This is a genomic window from Micromonospora sp. NPDC049101, assembly GCF_040648675.1.
Taxonomy (GTDB): Bacteria; Actinomycetota; Actinomycetes; order Mycobacteriales; family Micromonosporaceae; genus Micromonospora.
The window spans coordinates 235,009-253,623 of record NZ_JBEZED010000003.1 but is presented as its reverse complement, the minus strand read 5'-3'; the positions used below and the strand labels follow the sequence as shown (position 1 = coordinate 253,623).

The following is an 18,615-nucleotide window of genomic DNA, read 5'->3' as shown; positions in this document are numbered from 1 at the left end:
GGTAGGTCTCGGTCCACCCGCAGGGGGCGGCGGGCCGGCGGGCGGGTCGATAGCCTCGGCGTCAATGCTGACCGTCATCTGGGGCGCGCTCGCGGCCCGCCGGGCACACGCGTTGGCGGTGCTCCTGCTCGCCGTGCTCGCCAGTGCCGCCGCGGCGGCCGCACCGAGCTACGTCGCCGCGGCCGGGCAGGCACTGGCCCGGTATGAGATGTCCACCGCGAAGCCCAACGAGCTGCGCGTCCGGCTCGCCGAGGGCGCCGAATACCCGGGATTGCCCGCCGACCCCAGCCGCACCGTCTTCACCAGCACGGTCCAGCGACTGACGCCGGCCGGGTTCGACGTCCTGCTGGGCGCTCAGAGCGGTGGCGTCGCCGCCGGTCGAGCCGGCGAGGTGACCACCAGCCTGATCTTCCGAGCGGGGGTGTGTGAGCGGGTCGCGGTGACCGGCGCCTGCCCCCGGGCCAATTCGAGGGGTCAGCTCCCCGAGGTCATGGTCAGCACGCACACCGCTGCGCGGCTGGGTGTCGCCGTCGGCGATCGCTTCACCTTCGCCGCGGTGCCGGTACGGGTGACCGGCATCTACCGACCGCTGGACGTGACAGATGCGTTCTGGCTCGGGGGGGAATTCATTCGGCCGGCCGCCGGAGGCACCCCCGGCACGTCGATCCCGGGCAGCGCCGAGGATGCCATCTTCACCGCCGAGGCTGCTCCCCTGCCCGATGACGATGTCATCCTGCATCGCTCGACGGCCGACCTCTACGTCACCGAAAAGCTGCTGGACAGCCGGTCCATGCCGGAGTTGCGCGCCGAGGTCATGCGGATGCAGCGGGACGGAAACCGCGAGGGCTTCGGTGCCGGCACCACCGTGACCAGCCTGTTCGACCGCATCGAGCGACAACGCGGGCAACTGGCCGACGGCGTCACGCTGGGCGCCGGGCTGCTCGTGCTGCTCTGCTGGCTGGTGCTCTTCGTCGCGGTGGGTTCGGCGGCGGAGCAGCGGCGACCGGAGCAGGGCCTGCTCCTGCTGCGCGGGGTGCAGCGCCGACGACTGTGGGCGCTGGCGATCGGCGAACACGCCGTCCCCGCGTTGGTCGCGATCCCCCTCGGCTGCCTGGGTGGCGTCGCCGCTGCCACACTGCTCGCCGCGCACACCCTCCCGGCCCGCGCCGACGTCACGCTGGACGCCAACGTCGTCGCCTTCGCCGCCATCGGCGCGGCCGGCGCGCTCGCCGCGGTGCTGCTGGCCCAGGCCCGGATGCTGTCCGCACCGGTCGTCGACCTGCTGCGTCGGGTGCCGGCTCGGGTTCGGGGATGGCGGGCGACGATCGGTGACGTCGTCGCGGTGTCCATCGCGGCAGCCGCCGTGGTGCAGTTGCGCACCGGCGGTTCGCCCAGTGGGCTGGCACTTGTCGCACCGGTCGCCGGGGCGCTCGCCGCGGCTGTGGTGCTGGCACGGGTCGCGATGCTGGCCGGCGCCGCGGTGGGTGCGGCACTGCTGGCGCGGGGCCGCACCGCCGTCGGGCTCGCGCTGGTGCAGGTGGCCCGGCAACCACGGTTCCGGCCGCTGATCGCACTGCTCACCGTCGCTGTCGCCATGCTCGCCTTCACGGCGGCGATGAACGAGGTCGCCTCAGCCGCCTACCGCGATCGGGCGGTCGTGGAGGTCGGCGCGCCGCGCGTGGTCGAGGTCGACGCGCCGTCCCGTTCGCACCTGTTGACGGCCGTGCGGAAGGCTGATCCCGAGGGTCGCTACGCGATGGCCGCGGTCGTGACGAGAACACTCCCCGACGGCGGCACACCAGTGCTCGCCGTGGACTCCGCCCGGCTGGCGACGGTAGCCGTGCCGCATCCGTCCTACGGAGTGTCCTTCGCGGACATCGCACGGGCCATCCGCCCCGCCCCGCCCGGGGAACCGGTGCTGCTGCGGGGGCGGCTGCTCACCGTCGTCATGTCGGCCACCTTCGACGCGGAGGCCTTCGGCGGAAATCAGGTGCAACTCGCAGTAACCGTCTCCAGCGCCAATGGCACCCGGGTGGTCGCCGCACGCCCGGACATCCGGCCGGGGCGCGACGAGTACGTCGTTCAGGTGCCCGAGTGCGTGGCGCAGTGCCGCCTGGTCAAGGTAGAAGTCGTCACCCAGGTGCTGTGGCAGGACCTGACGGTCCACTTCGAGGAGCTGCGCAGCGGCGATGACGGCGCCGACACGGTGGTGCTGACCGGTACGCAGTTCGCCGATCTGAAGCGGTGGCGAAGCGCCGCCACGACGGGTGCCTCGGAGATCAGCGCCACGGGCGGCGCGTCCCCGGCGCTGGCCCTGCAGAAGGGGGAAGGTAGTCCGGGGGCAACCGGCTTCAGTGTTGCCGATTCACCGTTTCCGCTGCCCGTCTACCTGACCGGGTCGGAGGGGACACCGCTCGGCGGGGCTCATGCGTACGAAGGCGTCGACGGGTCACCGACCACAGCCCGGATTGCCGGCGTGGCCGACGGTCTGCCGCAGCTCGGTGGCGCGGGCCTGATCGCCGACCTGGAATACGCTGATCGACTCGCGGTCTCCGGCCAGAGCGGCACCAAGGAGGTGTGGCTGGCCGCGACCGCGCCCGCCGACGTCCTCGACCGGCTTCGCGCCCAGGGTCTGGCGATCGTCGGTGAGCGGACGATCACCGGGGTTCGCCAGGACTTCGATCGGCAGGCTCCGGCGTTGGCGCTGCGCTTCAACCTGTTCGCCGCGCTGGCCGGGGTGCTGATCGGGGCGGCCGGCCTGATCGCGATGGCGGCGGCCGAGCAGCGTAGCCGGGTGGCCATGCTGGTGGCGCTGCGGCGGCAGGGGTTGCCGCCACGCGCCGTCCGTGGCGGCTACGGGTTACCGGTCGCGGTCGCCGCCGTGTCGGGCGGTCTCGTCACCCTGGTGATCTGGCTGCTCACCCGAAGCGGGCAGCGGCTGTTCGGTGACGGCCGCTCCCCGGTCCCGATCCCCGAATGGCCGGACATCGGCCGTCTGCTGGTGTTCGTGGTGCCCACGGTCACCCTGTTCACCCTCACCGCGGTCGTCCTCGGCCGGGTCGTCGCCGCCTCGGTACGCCGCCGGAGCAGCCGATGACCGCCACGCCGCCGGAGCGGCCGAGGACCGCCGAGCCGCCGGAGCGGCCGAGGACCGCCGAGCCGCCGGAGCAGCCGATGACCGCCGAGCCGCACGACGAGCCGACGACCGCCACCCGCTCGGGGGTGGCCGTCACCTGCCACCGGCTCATCCACATCTACCCCACCGCCAACGGCGACGTCGTCGCCCTCTCCGGGGTGGACCTGCGCATCTCGCCCGGCGAGATGTTGGCGATGGTGGGCCCGTCCGGCTCGGGAAAGTCCACTCTGGTGGCGATCCTCGGCGGGCTCATGCAGCCGTCCGCCGGGCGCGTGCAGGTGGGCGACCACGAGCTGTCCCGACTCTCCGCCAAGGGCCTGGCCGCCCTTCGCGGGGCCACGGTCGGCACGGTGTTGCAGGGCGCCGAACGCAACCTGCTGCCGTACGTGTCGCTGTCCCGCAACATCTGGTTGGCGCAGCGACCCGCGGCACGCCTCGCCGGACGCCGGCTCGATCCGCCGGAGGCGATCCTGGAACTGGTCGGCCTCGCCGGTGCCGGCACGCGGCGGGTGGGCGACCTGACCCCGGGGCAGCGTCAGCGGGCCGCTCTGGCGCAGGGGCTCGCGGCCGGGCCCGGGCTGCTCCTGGTCGACGAGCCGACCAGTCAGCTCGACGCGTCCGGTCGGGACGAGGTGCTTACGGCGCTGGCCACCGTCAACGCCCAGCGGGGCACCACTGTGGTCGTGGTGACCCACGACGGCGAGGTGGGTGCCCGGTTGGGCCGGGCGGTCACCATCCGGGACGGTCGGGTCGGGGCCGAGGGGCGGGACGGCCGGGACTTCGCCGTGGTGGCCGGCGACGGCACGATCCAGTTGCCGCCCGAGACGTTGGCGGCCTTCCCGGCCGGGACGCTGTTCGAGGTCGACCACGCCGACCGGTCGGTCACCCTGCGCGCCGTCACGTCCTCGTCGTCCTCACCGGACGAGGCGGGCAACGCCAGCAGTGCGCCCGACCGCGCCGCCGGAATGTGATCGACCCGGTTGCGCCGAAGTCGCGGTGTCCCCGGTAGCGGGACACCGCGACCTCACCGAACCGGAGTGGAGCACGCCGGCCGTGGCTGCCCGCCTCAGCCCGCCGCCGGGGTGCCCCGTGCCTTCAGCCGGCGCAGCTCGTCGGCGGACATCAGCCAGGTCGAGTTCGTCGCGCCCAACCCGAGGAGCACCTGGTCGAAGGCGTTGCCGTCATTGTCGTCGGTGTAGCAGACGCTCACCTCGCCCCACGGCGACGCGGCGACGGCCACCTGCTCCTGCCGGCCGGTCGTGGTCTGGCTCAGCGCCTGGGCCGCCAGGCGGCCGGTAGAGGTGCCGTCCGGGTTGAGGCCCCGCGCCCAGACGTCCGGGTCGCTGCCCGACACCGTCCAGCTCACCACCACGTTGTCCTGGTCGTCGATGCCGACGCCGGGAGTGCCGGCCCCGGCCCCAGTGGAGACCTGGACCTCGTCGTGCCGGGCGGTGCCGGCGGCGGTGAACGACCGCGCCCAGACACCTCGGGTGCCGGTGTGGTCGGATTCCCACCCGACGGTGAAGTCCCCGGCGACGTTCGCCGCGACCGAGGCGCGCTGCTGCTGCCCGCCACTCTGCGCGTTGGCGGTCCGCCGCGACAGCACCACGGCGCCGTTGGACCGGGCCAGGCGGGTCAACCCGATGTTGTACGACCCGTTCGCGTCGGCGTCCTCGTCCCAGACCACGAGTGCCTCACCGGCGGCGGACACCGCCACGTCGGGGCGGTGGTGCGTGCCCGTCGTCTGCGAGGCGGTCACCTCGTACCCCTTGGTGGTGGCCGCGGTGTAGCCGGCGGCCTTCACGGTGGCCGGGGCGGTCCCCTGGACGTCCTCCCAGACCACGGTGAAGCCAACCCCGGCGGTGGTCGGCGCGCCGTCCGGGTCGACCGCCACCTTCGGCCAGATCTGCTGCCCGGCGTCACTGGCGTTGGCCTGCCCCGAGCCGAGCACCGCGCCGCTGGGCGACACCACCCGGTACTGGATGTTGTAGACGCCGTTGCCGTCGCCGTCGGCGGCCCAGACCACCACGGCGTTACCCCGGTCGTCGAGCCCCACGTCCGGGCTGATGTGCCGCCAGGCGGCCCCGCTGGTGCCCCCGCCGGAGAGCTTCAGCTCGTAGGCGGGCGTGCCGTCGCGGAACAGGCGCAGGTAGATCTCGCTGTGGGTGTCGTCCTCGGGCGCGGTGCTGTCCCGGTCGTCCTCCCACACCACGGCGACCTGGCCGTTGCGGTTCATGGCGATGCCGGGTAGGTCCTGGTCACCGGTGGCCACGCTGTTCGCGGTGGTCCAGGTGACCGCCTCGGCGGTGACGGCGATCGGGGCCGGTGCCAGGTTGCCGACCAGCAGGGACGCGGCGAGCAGTGACGTGATTGCGGTCATGGCGGTTCTCCTTTACCCGGCCTGCAGGCCGGGCTGGCCGTCGAGGATGACGAACGAGCGCACCGTGGACGCCGCGGCGCCGTGCTCGGTCACCGTGTTCACCGCGCGGAAGTCCGCGCGGACCTGGCTGCGACTGATCGTGGTACGCACGTAGCCACGCCGGTCCGAGTAGAACTTCAGGTGCGGGTTGGTCGCCGCGTTCGGGATGGTGGTGCTGCCGGTGCCGTTGCCGGTCGAGGTGATCGAGGTGCAGACCAGTTCGGTGCCGATGGTCGCCGACGACGGGTTGGCGTAGTCGGCCTTGAGGTCGTTGGCCCACGACCGGTGCACGTCGCCGGTGAGCACCAGCGGGTTGCGCACCCCGCGCTGCTGCCAGCCGGTCTGGATCCGGCTGCGGGAGGCCCGGTAGCCGTCCCAGGCGTCCATGCTCGCCGCGCCGCTCGCCTCGAACTGGCGGGCGAAGAAGACCTGTTGGCCGAGGATGTCCCAGGTGCCGTAGCGCTGGGCCAGCCCGTCGAGCAGCCACGCCTCCTGGTTCGCCCCGGTCAGGGACCGGGAGGCCAGGTCGGCGTCCGCGCAGACCTTCCAGCCGTCCCCGCAGGCATGGTCGTCGCGGAACTGCCGGGTGTCGAGCATGTGGAAGGTGGCGAGTTGTCCCCACCGCACCCGCCGGTACAGCGGGATGCTGTTGCCGCTGGCGGCGGAGGCCGGCCGCAGCGGCATGTTCTCGTAGTACGCCCGGTACGCGGCCGTGCGCCGAGCGGTCCACTGCGCGGCGGTCAGCGTCGGGCTGCTGTCGGCGCGGACCATGGTGGCGTAGTTGTTCTCCACCTCGTGGTCGTCCGGCACCACCAGCCAGGGTGCCGCCGCGTGCGCCGCCTGCAGGTCCGGGTCGGACTTGTAGAGCGCGTACCGGCGGCGGTAGTCGGCAAGCGACACGATCTCGGCGCCGACGTGCTGCCGGACCGCGGAGGTGTTGACGCCACCCTCGTAGATGTAGTCGCCGAGGTGCAGGATCAGTCCGGGGTTCTCCTCGGCCATCCGCCGGTACGCCGTGTAGTAGCCGGCCTCGTAGTGGGCGCAGGAGGCGAAGGCCATCACCAGGTCACGGCCGAAGGTGCCGGGCGCCGGGGCGGTCCGGGTCCGCCCGACCGGGGAGATCTGACCCTGGGCCCGGAATCGGTAGTAGTAGTCGGAGTCGGCGGCGAGCCCGCCGGCGATCGCGTGCACGGAGTGCGCGTCGGCGTAGCGGGCGGTCACCGAGCCGGAGGCGACGAGCGAGGTGAACCGGTCGGTGGTGGACACCTGCCACTCCACTGGCACGTCCGCGTTGGCCATGCCGCCCTGTCCGTCGGCGTTGAGGGGCGACGGTGCCAGCCGGGTCCACAGGACCACGTTGTCCGGCGCCGGGTCACCGGACGCCACACCGAGTTTGAAGGGGTACGGCACCGCGGCGCGGGCACCCTGGCGGGGTGTCACCGCGACGCCGGCTACCACGAGTCCACCGAGGACGAAGATGCGACGGCTCAGCCTTGTCATGGTCAACAGCCTTGAGAACGTCGATGAACGGCGATGGGTGCGGCGCGGAATCCCACATGACGGAAGGCTGTCCGCACCACGGCGGTCAGGTGTCCTGGCCGCCCGGCAGTCGCCGTCAGCCCAGCGGTGCCGGAGACTCCGCGCCCGGAATGGTCAGCTTCGGCGCACCGGACCCGTCAGCCGGGACACTCCAGACGTCGGGCAGGCCGTCGTCCTGGCGAATCGTGTAGGCGAGCGTCCCGCCGTCCAACCAGGCGGCCTGGTCGTCGACGCTGCGGCTCTCGGCCGTCGCCGTGACCCGCATGGTCGCCAGCTCCAGGACCGACAGACGCCAGCCCTTCGCCGGGTCGGCGTCGACCGCCTCCTTGAAGGCGATCCGGGTGCCGTCGGGTGACAGCGACGGGCACTCGACGTTCTCCTTCAGCGTCTCGACCGTACCGGCGGCGACGTCACCCCGAACGAGGTAGCGCCTGCCCGCGGTGGACATGGTGGCGTAGAAGCGGTTGTCGTCGGCGGTGAAGGTGACGCCCCAGTAGTTGACGTCCGGGCTGCGGTAGCTCCGCCCGTCCCGGGTGATCGCGAACTCCTCCAGCGAGGTCACCGTGGCGCCGGTGGTGGTGTCGAGAATCCCGGTACGGGTGGAGAAGCCGCTGGCCGTGTAGGAGTCGCCGCCGACGAACGTCGTCCAGGAGACCATCCGGCCGGAGGCCGAGACGCGGGCCCGGTTCGGCAGACCCGGTACGCCGACCGCCCGGGTCTGCCGCAGCGCCGCGTCGAGCACGACGACCTGGTACGACCAGGCGGTCTCCGGTTTCAGACAGACGCCGGTGCCCGCGGCGGCGTACACCCGCAGGCATTCCAGGGCGGAGACGGTGCGCGGCCCGGTGGGGTCGGCCGTGGCGACGGTGGACAGGTGCCGGTCGGTGATGGCCAGCAGGCGTGGGCCGGGTGCCAGGGTGACCGCCTGGTCGCCGCCGACGGCTGGCGGTGTCCGGGCGGGTTCCGCGGCCACGGCCACGTAGCCGGCCGCCACACTGCCCAGCAGCACGGCCGAGGCGACCACCACGCCGAGTTTCGCTCGGGTCGACAACACGGTCATCGGGACACACTCCGGGTGACGAGACGGGACGGGGCGGTCAGCAGGAGCAGCGTGCCGACCAGTACGCCGGCGACGGCCACGGCCGCCGCCCGGATCGCGGCCTGCGGCCCCCACGCCTGCCAGGCCAGACCGAACAGGACGGAGGAGACGAGGTATGCGAGGGCCTGCCCGGTCTGCACCAGCGCGATCCCGGTGGTCCGCAGCCGTGCCGGCAGTATCGGGCCGGCGAGCGCGATGAGCACCCCGTCGGTGGCGGCGTAGAACCCGCCGTACAGCAGAAGCGTCAGCGCGATCAGCGGCCAGCCGTCGACCGGACCGGCCAGCAGCAGGTACGTCGCACCGAGGGCGGTGTAGCCGCCGAGCACCACCGGTAGCCGGCCGATCCGGTCGGCGAGTACGCCGAGCGGGGCGGCGAGCAGCAGGTAGGCCAGACTGGTGCCCACCGCGAGCAGGGGAAACCAGCGCAGTCCGAGGTCCTCGCGGCGTTGCAGGAGCAGGTAGACGAAACCGTCGCCGATGGTGGCCAGCCCGAGCAGCGCCGCGGCCAGCACGAGCCGACGGGCGGGCCCTGCGCGCAGCAGACCGAACGCCTCGCGTACGGAGACGGTCGGGCCGTCCGTCGTCTGGTCGGTGGGACGTTCCCGGACGAAGAGCACCAGGACGACGACGGCCAGGGCGGCGACGCAGAAGCTGGTGACGAAGACCGCGTCGTACGACTGCCCGACGACGAGCAGGACGGCGAACGCGGCGAGCGGCCCGAGGAACGCGCCGACGCTGTCCATCGCCCGGTGCACCCCGAACGCCCGGCCCAGCGCCTCGGGCGGCGTGGAGAGCGTGATCAGCGCGTCACGCGGGGCGCTGCGCACACCCTTGCCGAGCCGGTCGACGGCGATGACCGCGCCGATCGCCGGTATGGACCGGCCGGCGAGCAGCAGGCCGAGTTTCGCGACCGCCGAGAGGGTGTAGCCGATGCCGGCGATCAGCTTGCGCCGCCGGAACCGGTCGGCGGCGAACCCACCGACGACCCGCAGCAGTGCGGTGGCGCCGGTGTGGACACCGTCGAGCACACCGAAGGCCACCGGGCTGAGCTGGAGGCCCAGTACCAGGTACAGCGGCAGGACGGCGGCCACCATCTCGGCGGAGACATCGGTGATCAGGCTGACCGTGCCGAGTGCGACGACGTTGCCGCTGACCAGGGCGAGCCGTCGACGCCGTGGCCCCGACTCGGGCGGGTCGGCGTCGGGCGGGTCGGCGGCCGGTCGGGAGACGGTCGACAGGTACACGAGCAGCTCCTCGGATCGACAACTGCCGGTCAGCCATCGTCCGTACTCATCGGAGCGGGCACAACGGACCGTGCGCGGCAGCGAGGCGAGGCGCGGATGAACGCCTCGCGAACATCGAGGTGTTCGCCTGCCCGGACGCGGTGTTCATCCGCCCGTCGCCCACCGGCCGATCGACGCTCCTACATTCCTTGCGCTTCACACCCGCAGCGAAGGAGTCCTGGATGGACATTCGATTCCCCCGTCCGTCGATCACGATCGGGGCGGTCGCGGTGCTCGTCGCGGCCACCGCCGCCGTCGTGGTGACCGGTGCCGACGCGGCGTCGGCGGCGAGCGTGACGTTCACGCCGGTCGCCGACACCTACGTCCAGAACGACGCGGCGTCCACCAACTACGGCACGTCCACGCAGGTCGTTGTCGACAACTCGCCCGTGCGGCGCTCGTTCCTGCGCTTCACCGTGAGCGGTGTCAGCGGCACGGTGACGAGTGCCAAGCTGCGCCTGCGCACCATCAGCGGCAACGACGGCAGCGACGCCGGCGGCACGTTCCGCCGGATGTCCAACACGACGTGGTCGGAGACCGGCACCACCTGGAACAACCAGCCGGCCATCGACGGGGCCACGCTCGGCACCATCGGCGCGGTCAGCGGCAACACCTGGTACGAGGTCGACGTCACGGCCGCCGTCACCGGCAACGGGACGTACAGCTTCGGTGCGACCTCCGCCAGCGGCGACGGCGCCTACTACGACACGCGTGAGAGTGGTGCCGACGCGCCGCAACTGGTGGTCACCACCGGGACCACCACGCCACCGGATTCCGGGGACCCGGTGTTCGTCGGTGCCGGCGACATCGCCGACTCCGGCTCCGGCGACAGCGCCACCGCGACGCTGCTCGACAGCATCCCGGGAACGGTCTTCACCACCGGCGACAACGTCTACGACAGTGGCACCGCGTCGCAGTTCAGCAGCTACTACGAGCCCACCTGGGGCCGGCACAAGAGCCGCACCCGCCCGTCGCCGGGCAACCACGACTACAACACGTCGGGCGCGACCGGCTACTACAACTACTTCGGTACGTCCGCCGGCCCGAGCGGCCGCGGCTACTACTCGTTCGACCTCGGCAACTGGCACATCGTGTCGCTGAACTCGAACATCAGCATGTCGGCGGGTTCGACGCAGGAGCAGTGGCTGCGCGCGGACCTGGCCGCCAGCGGCAAGCCGTGCACGCTCGCCTACTGGCACCACCCGCTGTTCACGTCCAGCTCCAACCACGCGCCGTCGACGTCGACGCGCCCGCTGTACCAGGCGCTCTACGACTACAACGCCGACGTCGTGGTGTGGGGGCACAACCACGTGTACGAGCGCTTCGCACCGATGAACCCGTCCGGTGGCGCCGACTCCAGCCGGGGCCTGCGCAGCTTCGTCGCCGGCATGGGCGGCGCCAGCCACTACGGCTTCGGCACCATCCAGCCCAACAGCGAGGCCCGCAACAGCTCGGCCTGGGGCGTCCTGAAGTTCACCCTGCACTCCAACAGCTACGACTGGCAGTTCGTACCGGTAGCCGGCCAAACCTACAACGACAGCGGCACCACCACCTGCCACTGACCGCGTGGATCCCGCCGTGCCGTTCGCGTCGCGGCGGGATCGTCTCGCGCTCGACCAGCGTGCCGGGCGCCGAGGCGGGCCTGGTACCCCGACAACCACCTGTGACGCGTGGCCCCCGCCCGCAAGGGGGCAGGGGCCACGGTCGTACTGTCGCTACGTCAGCGAGCCGTGCCGGCCCGGCGCTTGTTGTAGACGTCGAAGGCGACCGCGACGAGCAGGACGAGGCCCTTCACCACCGACTGGGTCGACTGGTCGATGCCCATCAGCTGCATGCCGTTGCTCATCACCGCCATGATCAGACCGCCGACCATGGCGCCGACCACGGTGCCCACCCCACCGGTGACCGCCGCGCCGCCGATGAAGGCCGCGGCGATCGCGTCCAGCTCGAACATGTTGCCGGCTGCGGGCTGGGCGCCATTCGACCGCGAGGAGTAGATGACACCGGCCACCGCGGCCAGGAAGCCCATGTTGACGAACATCCAGAAGTTGACGGTGCGGACCTTCACCCCGGACAGCGCCGCCGCCGACAGGTTGCCGCCGATCGCGTAGACCTGGCGACCGAAGACGGTCCGCCGGGTGAGCAGGCCGTAGACCAGCACCAGCACCGCCAGGATGATCAGCACGATCGGCAGGCCGCGAGCGTGTGCCAACTGCCAGGCGAAGTACATGATGACCGCGCCGACCAGCACGACCCGCGCGACGAACAGCGGGAACGACTCGACGGGCTGCTGGTAGCGGATGCGCGCCACGCGGGTGCGGAAACCACTCACCGCGTACCCGGCCACGGCCACCGCGCCGATCAGCAGCGTGAAGGCGTCGAAACCCTGCCCGCCGAGCAGACCGTTGAGGAAGCCCGCCGCGACCTTCTGGTACTCGGCCGGGAACGGCGACAGCGAGATGTTGTCGAGCACCCGCAGGGTCAGACCCCGGAACAGCAGCATGCCGGCCAGGGTGACGATGAAGGCTGGAATGCCGGCGTACGCCACCCAGAAGCCGTGCCACGCGCCGACCGCGACGCCGACGGCGATCGCGGCGACGACGCCGACCCACCAGGGATAGCCCTGCTGGATCACCAGAACGGCGGAGACCGCTCCGGTCAGCGCGACGACCGATCCGACCGACAGGTCGATGTGCCCGCCGATGATCAGGATGACCATCCCGATCGCGAGCACCAGAATGTACGAGTACTGAAGAACGATGTTGGTGATGTTGCCGGGGCTCAGCAGCACCCCGTCGGTCAGGATCGCGAAGAACGCGACGATGACGACCAGGGCGACGTAGATCCCGCTCTGCCGCAGGTTGTTCAACACCAGCGCCCGCAGGTCGTTCGTCCCGCTGTGCAGAGCGGCGGCGGGTGTGCCGTCCGGAGTCGCCGGGCTCTCCGTCGGAGGGGTCTTGATGCTGGTCACGCGACGAGCTCCTTGTCCTTGGTCATCAGCTCCATGAGGCTCTCCTGAGTTGCCTCGGCCACCGGCATCTCACCGGTGATCCGGCCGGCGGCGAGGGTGTAGATGCGGTCGCACATCCCGAGCAACTCCGGCAGCTCCGAGGAGATGACGATCACCGCCTTGCCGGCGGCCACCAGCCGGTTGATGATCGTGTAGATCTCGAACTTGGCACCGACGTCGATCCCCCGGGTCGGTTCGTCCAGGATCAGCACATCCGGGTCGGTGAACAGCCACTTCGACAGGACGACCTTCTGCTGGTTGCCGCCGGAGAGCTTGCCGACGACCGCCATGACGCTCGGCGTCCTGATGTTCATCTCCCGCCGGCTCGCCTCGGCAACCTTGATCTCCTCGTTGCCGTTCACCCAGCCCATGCGGGACAGCCGGTCCAGGGCGGCGGCGGACACGTTGCGGCGGACGTCGTCGATGAGGTTCAGACCGTACCTCTTGCGGTCTTCGGTGACGTAGGCGATGCCGTTGTCGATCGCCTCGGCGACGGTACGCGCCTGCACCTCCCGACCGCGCACGAAGAGTCGGCCCCGGATGTCGCGGCCGTACGACCGACCGAACACGCTCATCGCCAGTTCGGTGCGCCCCGCGCCCATCAGGCCCGCGATGCCGACGACCTCGCCGGCGCGGACGGACAGGGCCACGTCCTCGACGACCATCCGGTCCTGCACCGGGTGCCGCACCGTCCAGTCCTCGATCCGGAGGACCTCCTCGCCGGGGGACGACTCGCGGTCGGGGTAGAAGCTGTCCAGGTCGCGCCCGACCATGCCCCGGATGATCCGCTGCTGGGTCACCTCGTCGGAGCGCATGTCGAGAGTCTCCACCGCGCGCCCGTCCCGGATGACCGTGGTCGAGTCGGCGATGGCGGTGATCTCGTTGAGCTTGTGCGAGATCATGATGCAGGTGATGCCCTGGTCCTTCAGGGCCCGCAACAGGTCGAGCAGGTGTGCCGAGTCGATGTCGTTGAGAGCGGCGGTCGGCTCGTCCAGGATCAGCAGGCGCACCTTCTTCGACAGCGCCTTGGCGATCTCCACCAACTGCTGCTTGCCGACGCCGAGCTGGATGACCGGGGTGACCGGGTTCTCGTGCAGCCCGACCGACGCCAGCAGCTTGGCGGCGTCGGCGTTGGCCAGGTTCCAGTCGATGAGCCCGAGGCGGTTGCGCCGCTCGCTGCCGAGGAAGATGTTCTCCGCGATCGACAGGTACGGCACCAGGGCAAGCTCCTGGTGGATGATGACGATGCCGTTGGCCTCGCTGTCGCGGATGCCACGGAACTGCATCGGCTTGCCGTCGAAGAAGATCTCGCCGTCGTACGAGCCGGACGGGTAGACGCCGGACAGCACCTTCATCAGGGTGGACTTGCCGGCGCCGTTCTCACCGCAGATGGCGTGGATCTCACCACGGCGTACTGCGAGGGTGACGTCCTCCAGCGCGGTCACGCCGGGGAAGGTCTTCGTGATGCGACGCATCTCGAGGATGGTGTCGTCCATGGTCACTGTCCTCCGTCAGGTCTGGACGGGTACGCCCAGACGTCGGGCCCGGCGGCGACCGCCGGGCCCGACGATTGGCTTACTTCTTGGCCTGACCGGCGGCGACCTCTTCCGCCGTCCAGTAGCCGGAGTCGATCAGCGCGGTCTTGATGTCGTCCTTGTAGACCGTGACGATCGGGAGCAGGTACGACGGGACGACCTTGACACCGTTGTTGTACGTCTTGGTGTCGTTGGCCTGCGGCTCCTTCTTCTGCAGGAACGCCTCGGCGGCGTTCACGGCCTGGTCGGCCAGCAGGCGGGTGTCCTTGAAGACCGTGGAGCTCTGCACGCCGTCGTTGATCAGCTTGATCGAGGCGATCTCGGCGTCCTGGCCGGTCACCACCGGGAGCTTCTTCGCCCCGGTGCCGTAGCCGGCGTTCTGCAGGGCGGTGATGATGCCCCGGGAGATGCCGTCGTACGGCGACAGCACACCGTCGACCTTCGAGCCGTCGTTGTAGCTGGAGGTGAGCAGGTTCTCCATGCGCTTCTGCGCGGTCTCCTGCTGCCACCGCAGGGTGGCGACCTGCTCGGGCGTGGTCTGCTTGGACTTGACGACAAGCGTGCCGTCATCGACGAACGGCTTGAGCGTGTCCATCGCCCCGCTGAAGAAGAACTGCGTGTTGTTGTCGTCCAGCGACCCCGCGAAGAGCTCGACGTTCAGCGGCCCCTTGGCGGTGCCCTTCGAGCCGTCCTTGTTGAGCAGGCCGAGCCCGACGAGCAGCGCGGTGCCCTGGGCGACGCCGACCTTGTAGTTGTCGAAGCTGACGTAGAAGTCGACGTCCTTGCTGCCGCGGATCAGCCGGTCGTAGGAGATGACCGGAATCTTCGCGGACGCGGCGGCCTGCAGCTGGCTGCTGAGCGCCGTGCCGTCGATCGCCGCGATGACCAGGACGTCAGCACCCTGGGTAATCATCTGGTCGACCTGCTGCGACTGGGTGGGGATGTCGTCGCCAGCGTACTGGAGGTCGACCTTGTAGCCCTTCGCCTCAAGCTTGGACTTCACCGCGTTGCCGTCGGCGATCCACCGCTCCGAGGTCTGGGTCGGCATCGACACACCGATGGTCAGGTCGCCAGGCTTGGCGTCGCTCTTGTCGTCACCACTGCCGGCACCCCCGCCACTGCACGCCGCCATACTCAGCGTCAGCATCGCGCCGCCGAGAGCAACCAGGAATCTCCTGCCCACGGGCCTCTCCTCTCTGGACTCCCCCGTCGAGTGCCGGGGCCAAAACTGTCACCTTTCGGGGTAGTGTTAGCGCTCACATACGACACGTCAACACCAGATCCGAAATACCGGTGTCACGGTCTCGTAACGGAGGCGTCCCCAGCGGCGAGGCCAGCGCCCGGAGGGGCCCCGACCTGGGCGCACGGCGGTGACCGGCACCGGAGCGGACGGCCGTCAGGCAGGGCCCGTCGACCGCACCGAGCCACCGTCCAGACGGCCGGCGGACGCGACGGTGCCCGCGGACGACGGGTGTCGTCCGCGGGCACCTGGAGTGCGGTCGGATCAGGTGGGCTGCCGCGACCTGGTCGGTCGACGGACCCGGTCGGCTATCGCTGCGTCCACCGCTGGTTGGCCGCCCCGGTGCAGTTCCAGAGGATCACCGTGGTGCCGTTGGCGGTGCCGTTGCCGTTGACGTCGAGGCAGAGCCCGGACTGGGCGCCGCTGATCGTGCCGTTGGCGTTGATGGTCCACCGCTGGTTGGCTCCGCCGTTGCAGTCCCAGATCTGCGCCTTGGCGCCGGCCGCGGCGCCCGTGGGCGCGTCCAGGCACTTGCCGAGCGACTGCAGGGTCTGACCGTTGACGGTCCAGCGCTGGTTGGCGGCGCCGTTGCAGTCCCAGATCACCGGCTGGGTGCCGTTGGCGGTGTTGCTGTTCGGAACGTCCAGGCAGCGGCCGGAGGCGGCACTGGCGAGCGCGCTCGACGTGCCCGGCGGCGGGCTCGTCGGCGGCGGGGTCGTCGTCGGAGGAGTCGTCCCCCCACCGCTGACCCGGTACACCACCGTGCCGTGCGCCGGAACGCTGGCGCTGATGGCCCCGCTGGAGGAGGTGGTGGCACCGGACCACGCCTCGACCAGGGTGAACGAGCTCCCGGACTTGCCGACGGCGGCGGCCGTGGTCGAGATCGTCGTCGTCGAGCCACCCTGGTTGAGCAGGGCGACGGCGACGTCACCGTTGGCGAGCCGCTTGGCCAGCACCCGGCGGGTGCCGTCGAACGACACCTGCGTCCCCTGCAACCCGAGCGAGTCCTGGTTGATCGCGATCAGGTTGGCGTTCTTGAGGATGGTCTGCGTCGCGGCGTTCATGTTCCGGACGTCGTTGCCGGCGATCAGCGGAGACGCCATGATCGCCCACATGGCGAAGTGGCTGCGCATCTCCGTGTCGTTCATGCCGCCGCGACCGACCTCCATCATGTCCGGGTCGTTGAACCCACCCGGCCGCGCGTAGGACGCCAACGGAACCGTCACGTTGATGATGTTCTGGATGCCCATCGGGTAGCCGTTGGTCTGACCGGTGTCCCAGGCGTTGGTGATGTCCTCGGTGGTACGCCACATGTTGGCCACGTCGCCCCAGTTGCGCTGCGGGCCGGTCTTGGCGTGGATGCTGTTCGGGTTGATGCTGTAGACGATCGGCCGGCCGGTGGCGGCCAGCGCGTCACGCATCTTGGCGAAGGTGGCCACCTGGTCGTTGATGCTGCCCTCCGGCGAGCACCAGTCGTACTTGAGGAAGTCGACGCCCCAGGCGGCGAACTGGCGGGCGTCCTGCACCTCGTGGCCGCGGCTGCCGGTGGCGCCGGGGTAGGAGTTGAAGTACTGCGCGCAGGTCTTGTCGACCGGCACCTGATAGATGCCGAACTTGAGGTCCCGGGCGTGCAGGTAGTCGCCGAGCGCCTTCATCCCGCTGGGGAAACGGGTGGGGTCGCCCTGGATGTTGCCGGAGCTGTCCCGGTTGGGGTTGAACCAGCAGTCGTCGACGACGACGTAGTTGTAGCCCAGGTCCCGCATACCGCTGCTGACGATTGCGTCCGCCGTCTGCCGGATCAGCGCCTCGTTGATGTTGCAGCCGAACGAGTTCCACGAATTCCAACCCATGGGGGGAGTGCGCGCCACCCCGTTGTCCAGTGCCTGCGCCGCCGGGGCGCGGAGGCCGACCAGAGCACCGGCGACGAGCACTCCGGCCGCCAGCACGCTCCCCCAGCGTCGACCTCGGGTGATGCGGTTCATCGAGCCTCCTTGTCGGTGGCGCCCGCCGGTGACTACGATCAGAGGTGGGACGAAAGCTGGACGCCGATTCTTGTTAGCGTTAACAGAGACGTCCATCATGTTACGGCCACATTTCACGAGGTTCAATACCTCCCGGCCAGTTGCATTGTCCCCGGTCGATGAAAAAAGCCAGGCTTCGATTGAGCGGCGTCTTACCGACGGTGACGAGCCAGCAGGGCGGCGCGGTGCCGTCGACGCCGAGACCCTCCGGCTGGGGCCGACGTCAGCGCCGCGGTGGGGCGACGCTCTCGCGGGCGACCAGGGCCGGGGCGATGGTCTGCCGCATCGCCCCGCCGGTGCCCGTCTCGATCTGGGCCAGCAGCATCTGCAGGCTCGCCCGCGCCACCGCGTCGAAGTCCGGGCGGACGGTGGTCAGCGGCGGAATGAAGTACGCCGCCTCCGGCACGTCGTCGAAGCCGACCACGCTGATGTCGTCCGGCACCCGCCGGCCGAACTCGTGCAACGCCCGCAGCACGCCCAGGGCGAGGTGGTCGTTGGCGGTGAAGACGGCGGTGACCTCCGGCATCCTCGCCAGCATCTGCCCACACCGGTAACCCGACGCGGCGGACCAGTCCCCCGGCATCAGCGGCGGCGGGTCCACACCGGCCGCGAGCAGGGCGTCCCGCCAGCCGTCGATCCGGCCGACGCTGTCGAACCAGTCGAACGGCCCGGAGACGTGCCAGACCGTGCGGTGCCCCGCGTCGAGCAGATGTCGGGTCGCCGCCCGGGCACCCGCCACCTGGTCGACTGTCACCAACGGCACCGGTCGGCTCGGGTCGCCGTCGACGGTGACCAGCGGGACGTCCTGGGGAAGACGCTCCAGCGCCTCACCCGCCGACTCCACCGGCGCGATCACCACGATGCCGGCGACCCGGTGCGACAGGTGCCGCTCGACGGCTGCCGAGATGGAGCGGTGGTCCAGGTTTCGCACGCTGCCGACGCTGACCGCGAAACCCTCCTCGGCGGCGGTCTGCTCCAGGGCGGCCAACAGCGACGCCGGACCGTAGAGGGTCGTGTTCTGTGCGACCACACCGATGACCTGGGATCTGCCGGTCACCAGGGCACGAGCCGCGCCGTTCGGGCGGTAGCCGAGCTCGGCGATCGCCGCCCGCACCCGGAGCCGGGTCTGCTCACGAACGTTGGGGTGCCCGTTGAGCACCCGCGACACCGTCTGATGGGAGACACCGGCCAGACGAGCGACATCTGTCATCGCGGGACCGTGGACGGCCATTTCACTCTCCCCGCTAAGTCTCGGGCCCGCGGCCCGGTCGACGTCGACTGGAGCGGCCCGGCCCAATCCCCCTCGCTCAGCCACCACGCCGGTGCTGAATCC

Annotated in this window: 12 protein-coding genes; 3 read left to right on the top strand and 9 right to left on the bottom strand. The window is 70.7% G+C overall.

All coding sequences use genetic code 11. The features are described from left to right. The first annotated feature begins 64 nt into the window (after positions 1-64). Positions 65-3,097, top strand: a complete 3,033-nt coding sequence (locus tag AB0B57_RS05360; RefSeq protein WP_357065321.1) for an FtsX-like permease family protein — start codon at positions 65-67, stop codon at positions 3,095-3,097. A 77-nt stretch (positions 3,098-3,174) separates the two neighbouring features. Next, positions 3,175-4,107, top strand: a complete 933-nt coding sequence (locus tag AB0B57_RS05355; protein ID WP_357065593.1) for an ATP-binding cassette domain-containing protein — start codon at positions 3,175-3,177, stop codon at positions 4,105-4,107. A 95-nt stretch (positions 4,108-4,202) separates the two neighbouring features. On the opposite strand, the gene AB0B57_RS05350 is transcribed toward AB0B57_RS05355, so the two are convergent. The 4 genes from AB0B57_RS05350 to AB0B57_RS05335 form a co-directional block, all read right to left on the bottom strand. Then, positions 4,203-5,516 carry a hypothetical protein gene (locus AB0B57_RS05350; RefSeq protein WP_357065319.1) on the bottom strand — a complete coding sequence of 438 codons (1,314 nt, stop codon included), beginning with the start codon at positions 5,514-5,516 and terminating at the stop codon, positions 4,203-4,205. 12 nt (positions 5,517-5,528) lie between these two features. Further along, positions 5,529-7,055: an alkaline phosphatase D family protein gene (locus AB0B57_RS05345; RefSeq protein WP_357065317.1), complete on the bottom strand. Its 1,527-nt coding sequence runs from the start codon at positions 7,053-7,055 to the stop codon at positions 5,529-5,531. A gap of 115 nt (positions 7,056-7,170) precedes the next feature. Further along, a complete protein-coding gene (locus tag AB0B57_RS05340) occupies positions 7,171-8,154 on the bottom strand; it encodes a hypothetical protein (protein ID WP_357065316.1) in 984 nt (327 codons plus the stop codon). After that, on the bottom strand, positions 8,151-9,437 hold the full coding sequence (locus tag AB0B57_RS05335; RefSeq protein WP_357065314.1) for an MFS transporter: 1,287 nt from the start codon (positions 9,435-9,437) through the stop codon (positions 8,151-8,153). The genes AB0B57_RS05340 and AB0B57_RS05335 overlap by 4 nt, the downstream gene beginning before the upstream one ends. A gap of 221 nt (positions 9,438-9,658) precedes the next feature. Between AB0B57_RS05335 and AB0B57_RS05330 the strand changes: the two genes are divergently transcribed. Then, on the top strand, positions 9,659-11,038 hold the full coding sequence (locus AB0B57_RS05330) for a DNRLRE domain-containing protein (protein WP_357065312.1): 1,380 nt from the start codon (positions 9,659-9,661) through the stop codon (positions 11,036-11,038). Between the two features lie 158 nt (positions 11,039-11,196). Here the strand turns inward: AB0B57_RS05330 and mmsB are convergent, their stop codons facing one another. The 5 genes from mmsB to AB0B57_RS05305 all read right to left on the bottom strand — a co-directional run bounded on the left by mmsB (position 11,197) and on the right by AB0B57_RS05305 (position 18,492). After that, on the bottom strand, positions 11,197-12,447 hold the full coding sequence (mmsB, locus tag AB0B57_RS05325; protein ID WP_357065310.1) for a multiple monosaccharide ABC transporter permease: 1,251 nt from the start codon (positions 12,445-12,447) through the stop codon (positions 11,197-11,199). Then, complete coding sequence (gene mmsA / locus AB0B57_RS05320) at positions 12,444-13,982, bottom strand: multiple monosaccharide ABC transporter ATP-binding protein (protein ID WP_357065308.1); 1,539 nt, start codon at positions 13,980-13,982, stop codon at positions 12,444-12,446. The genes mmsB and mmsA overlap by 4 nt, the downstream gene beginning before the upstream one ends. A 79-nt stretch (positions 13,983-14,061) precedes the next feature. Beyond that, positions 14,062-15,204 (bottom strand): multiple monosaccharide ABC transporter substrate-binding protein, encoded by a 1,143-nt coding sequence (gene chvE, locus AB0B57_RS05315; protein ID WP_357065306.1) that lies wholly within the window; start codon positions 15,202-15,204, stop codon positions 14,062-14,064. 365 nt (positions 15,205-15,569) lie between these two features. After that, positions 15,570-17,243 carry an alpha-galactosidase gene (locus AB0B57_RS05310; RefSeq protein WP_357065304.1) on the bottom strand — a complete coding sequence of 558 codons (1,674 nt, stop codon included), beginning with the start codon at positions 17,241-17,243 and terminating at the stop codon, positions 15,570-15,572. Between the two features lie 262 nt (positions 17,244-17,505). Then, on the bottom strand, positions 17,506-18,492 hold the full coding sequence (locus AB0B57_RS05305) for a LacI family DNA-binding transcriptional regulator (protein WP_357065302.1): 987 nt from the start codon (positions 18,490-18,492) through the stop codon (positions 17,506-17,508). Positions 18,493-18,615 lie beyond the last annotated feature (123 nt).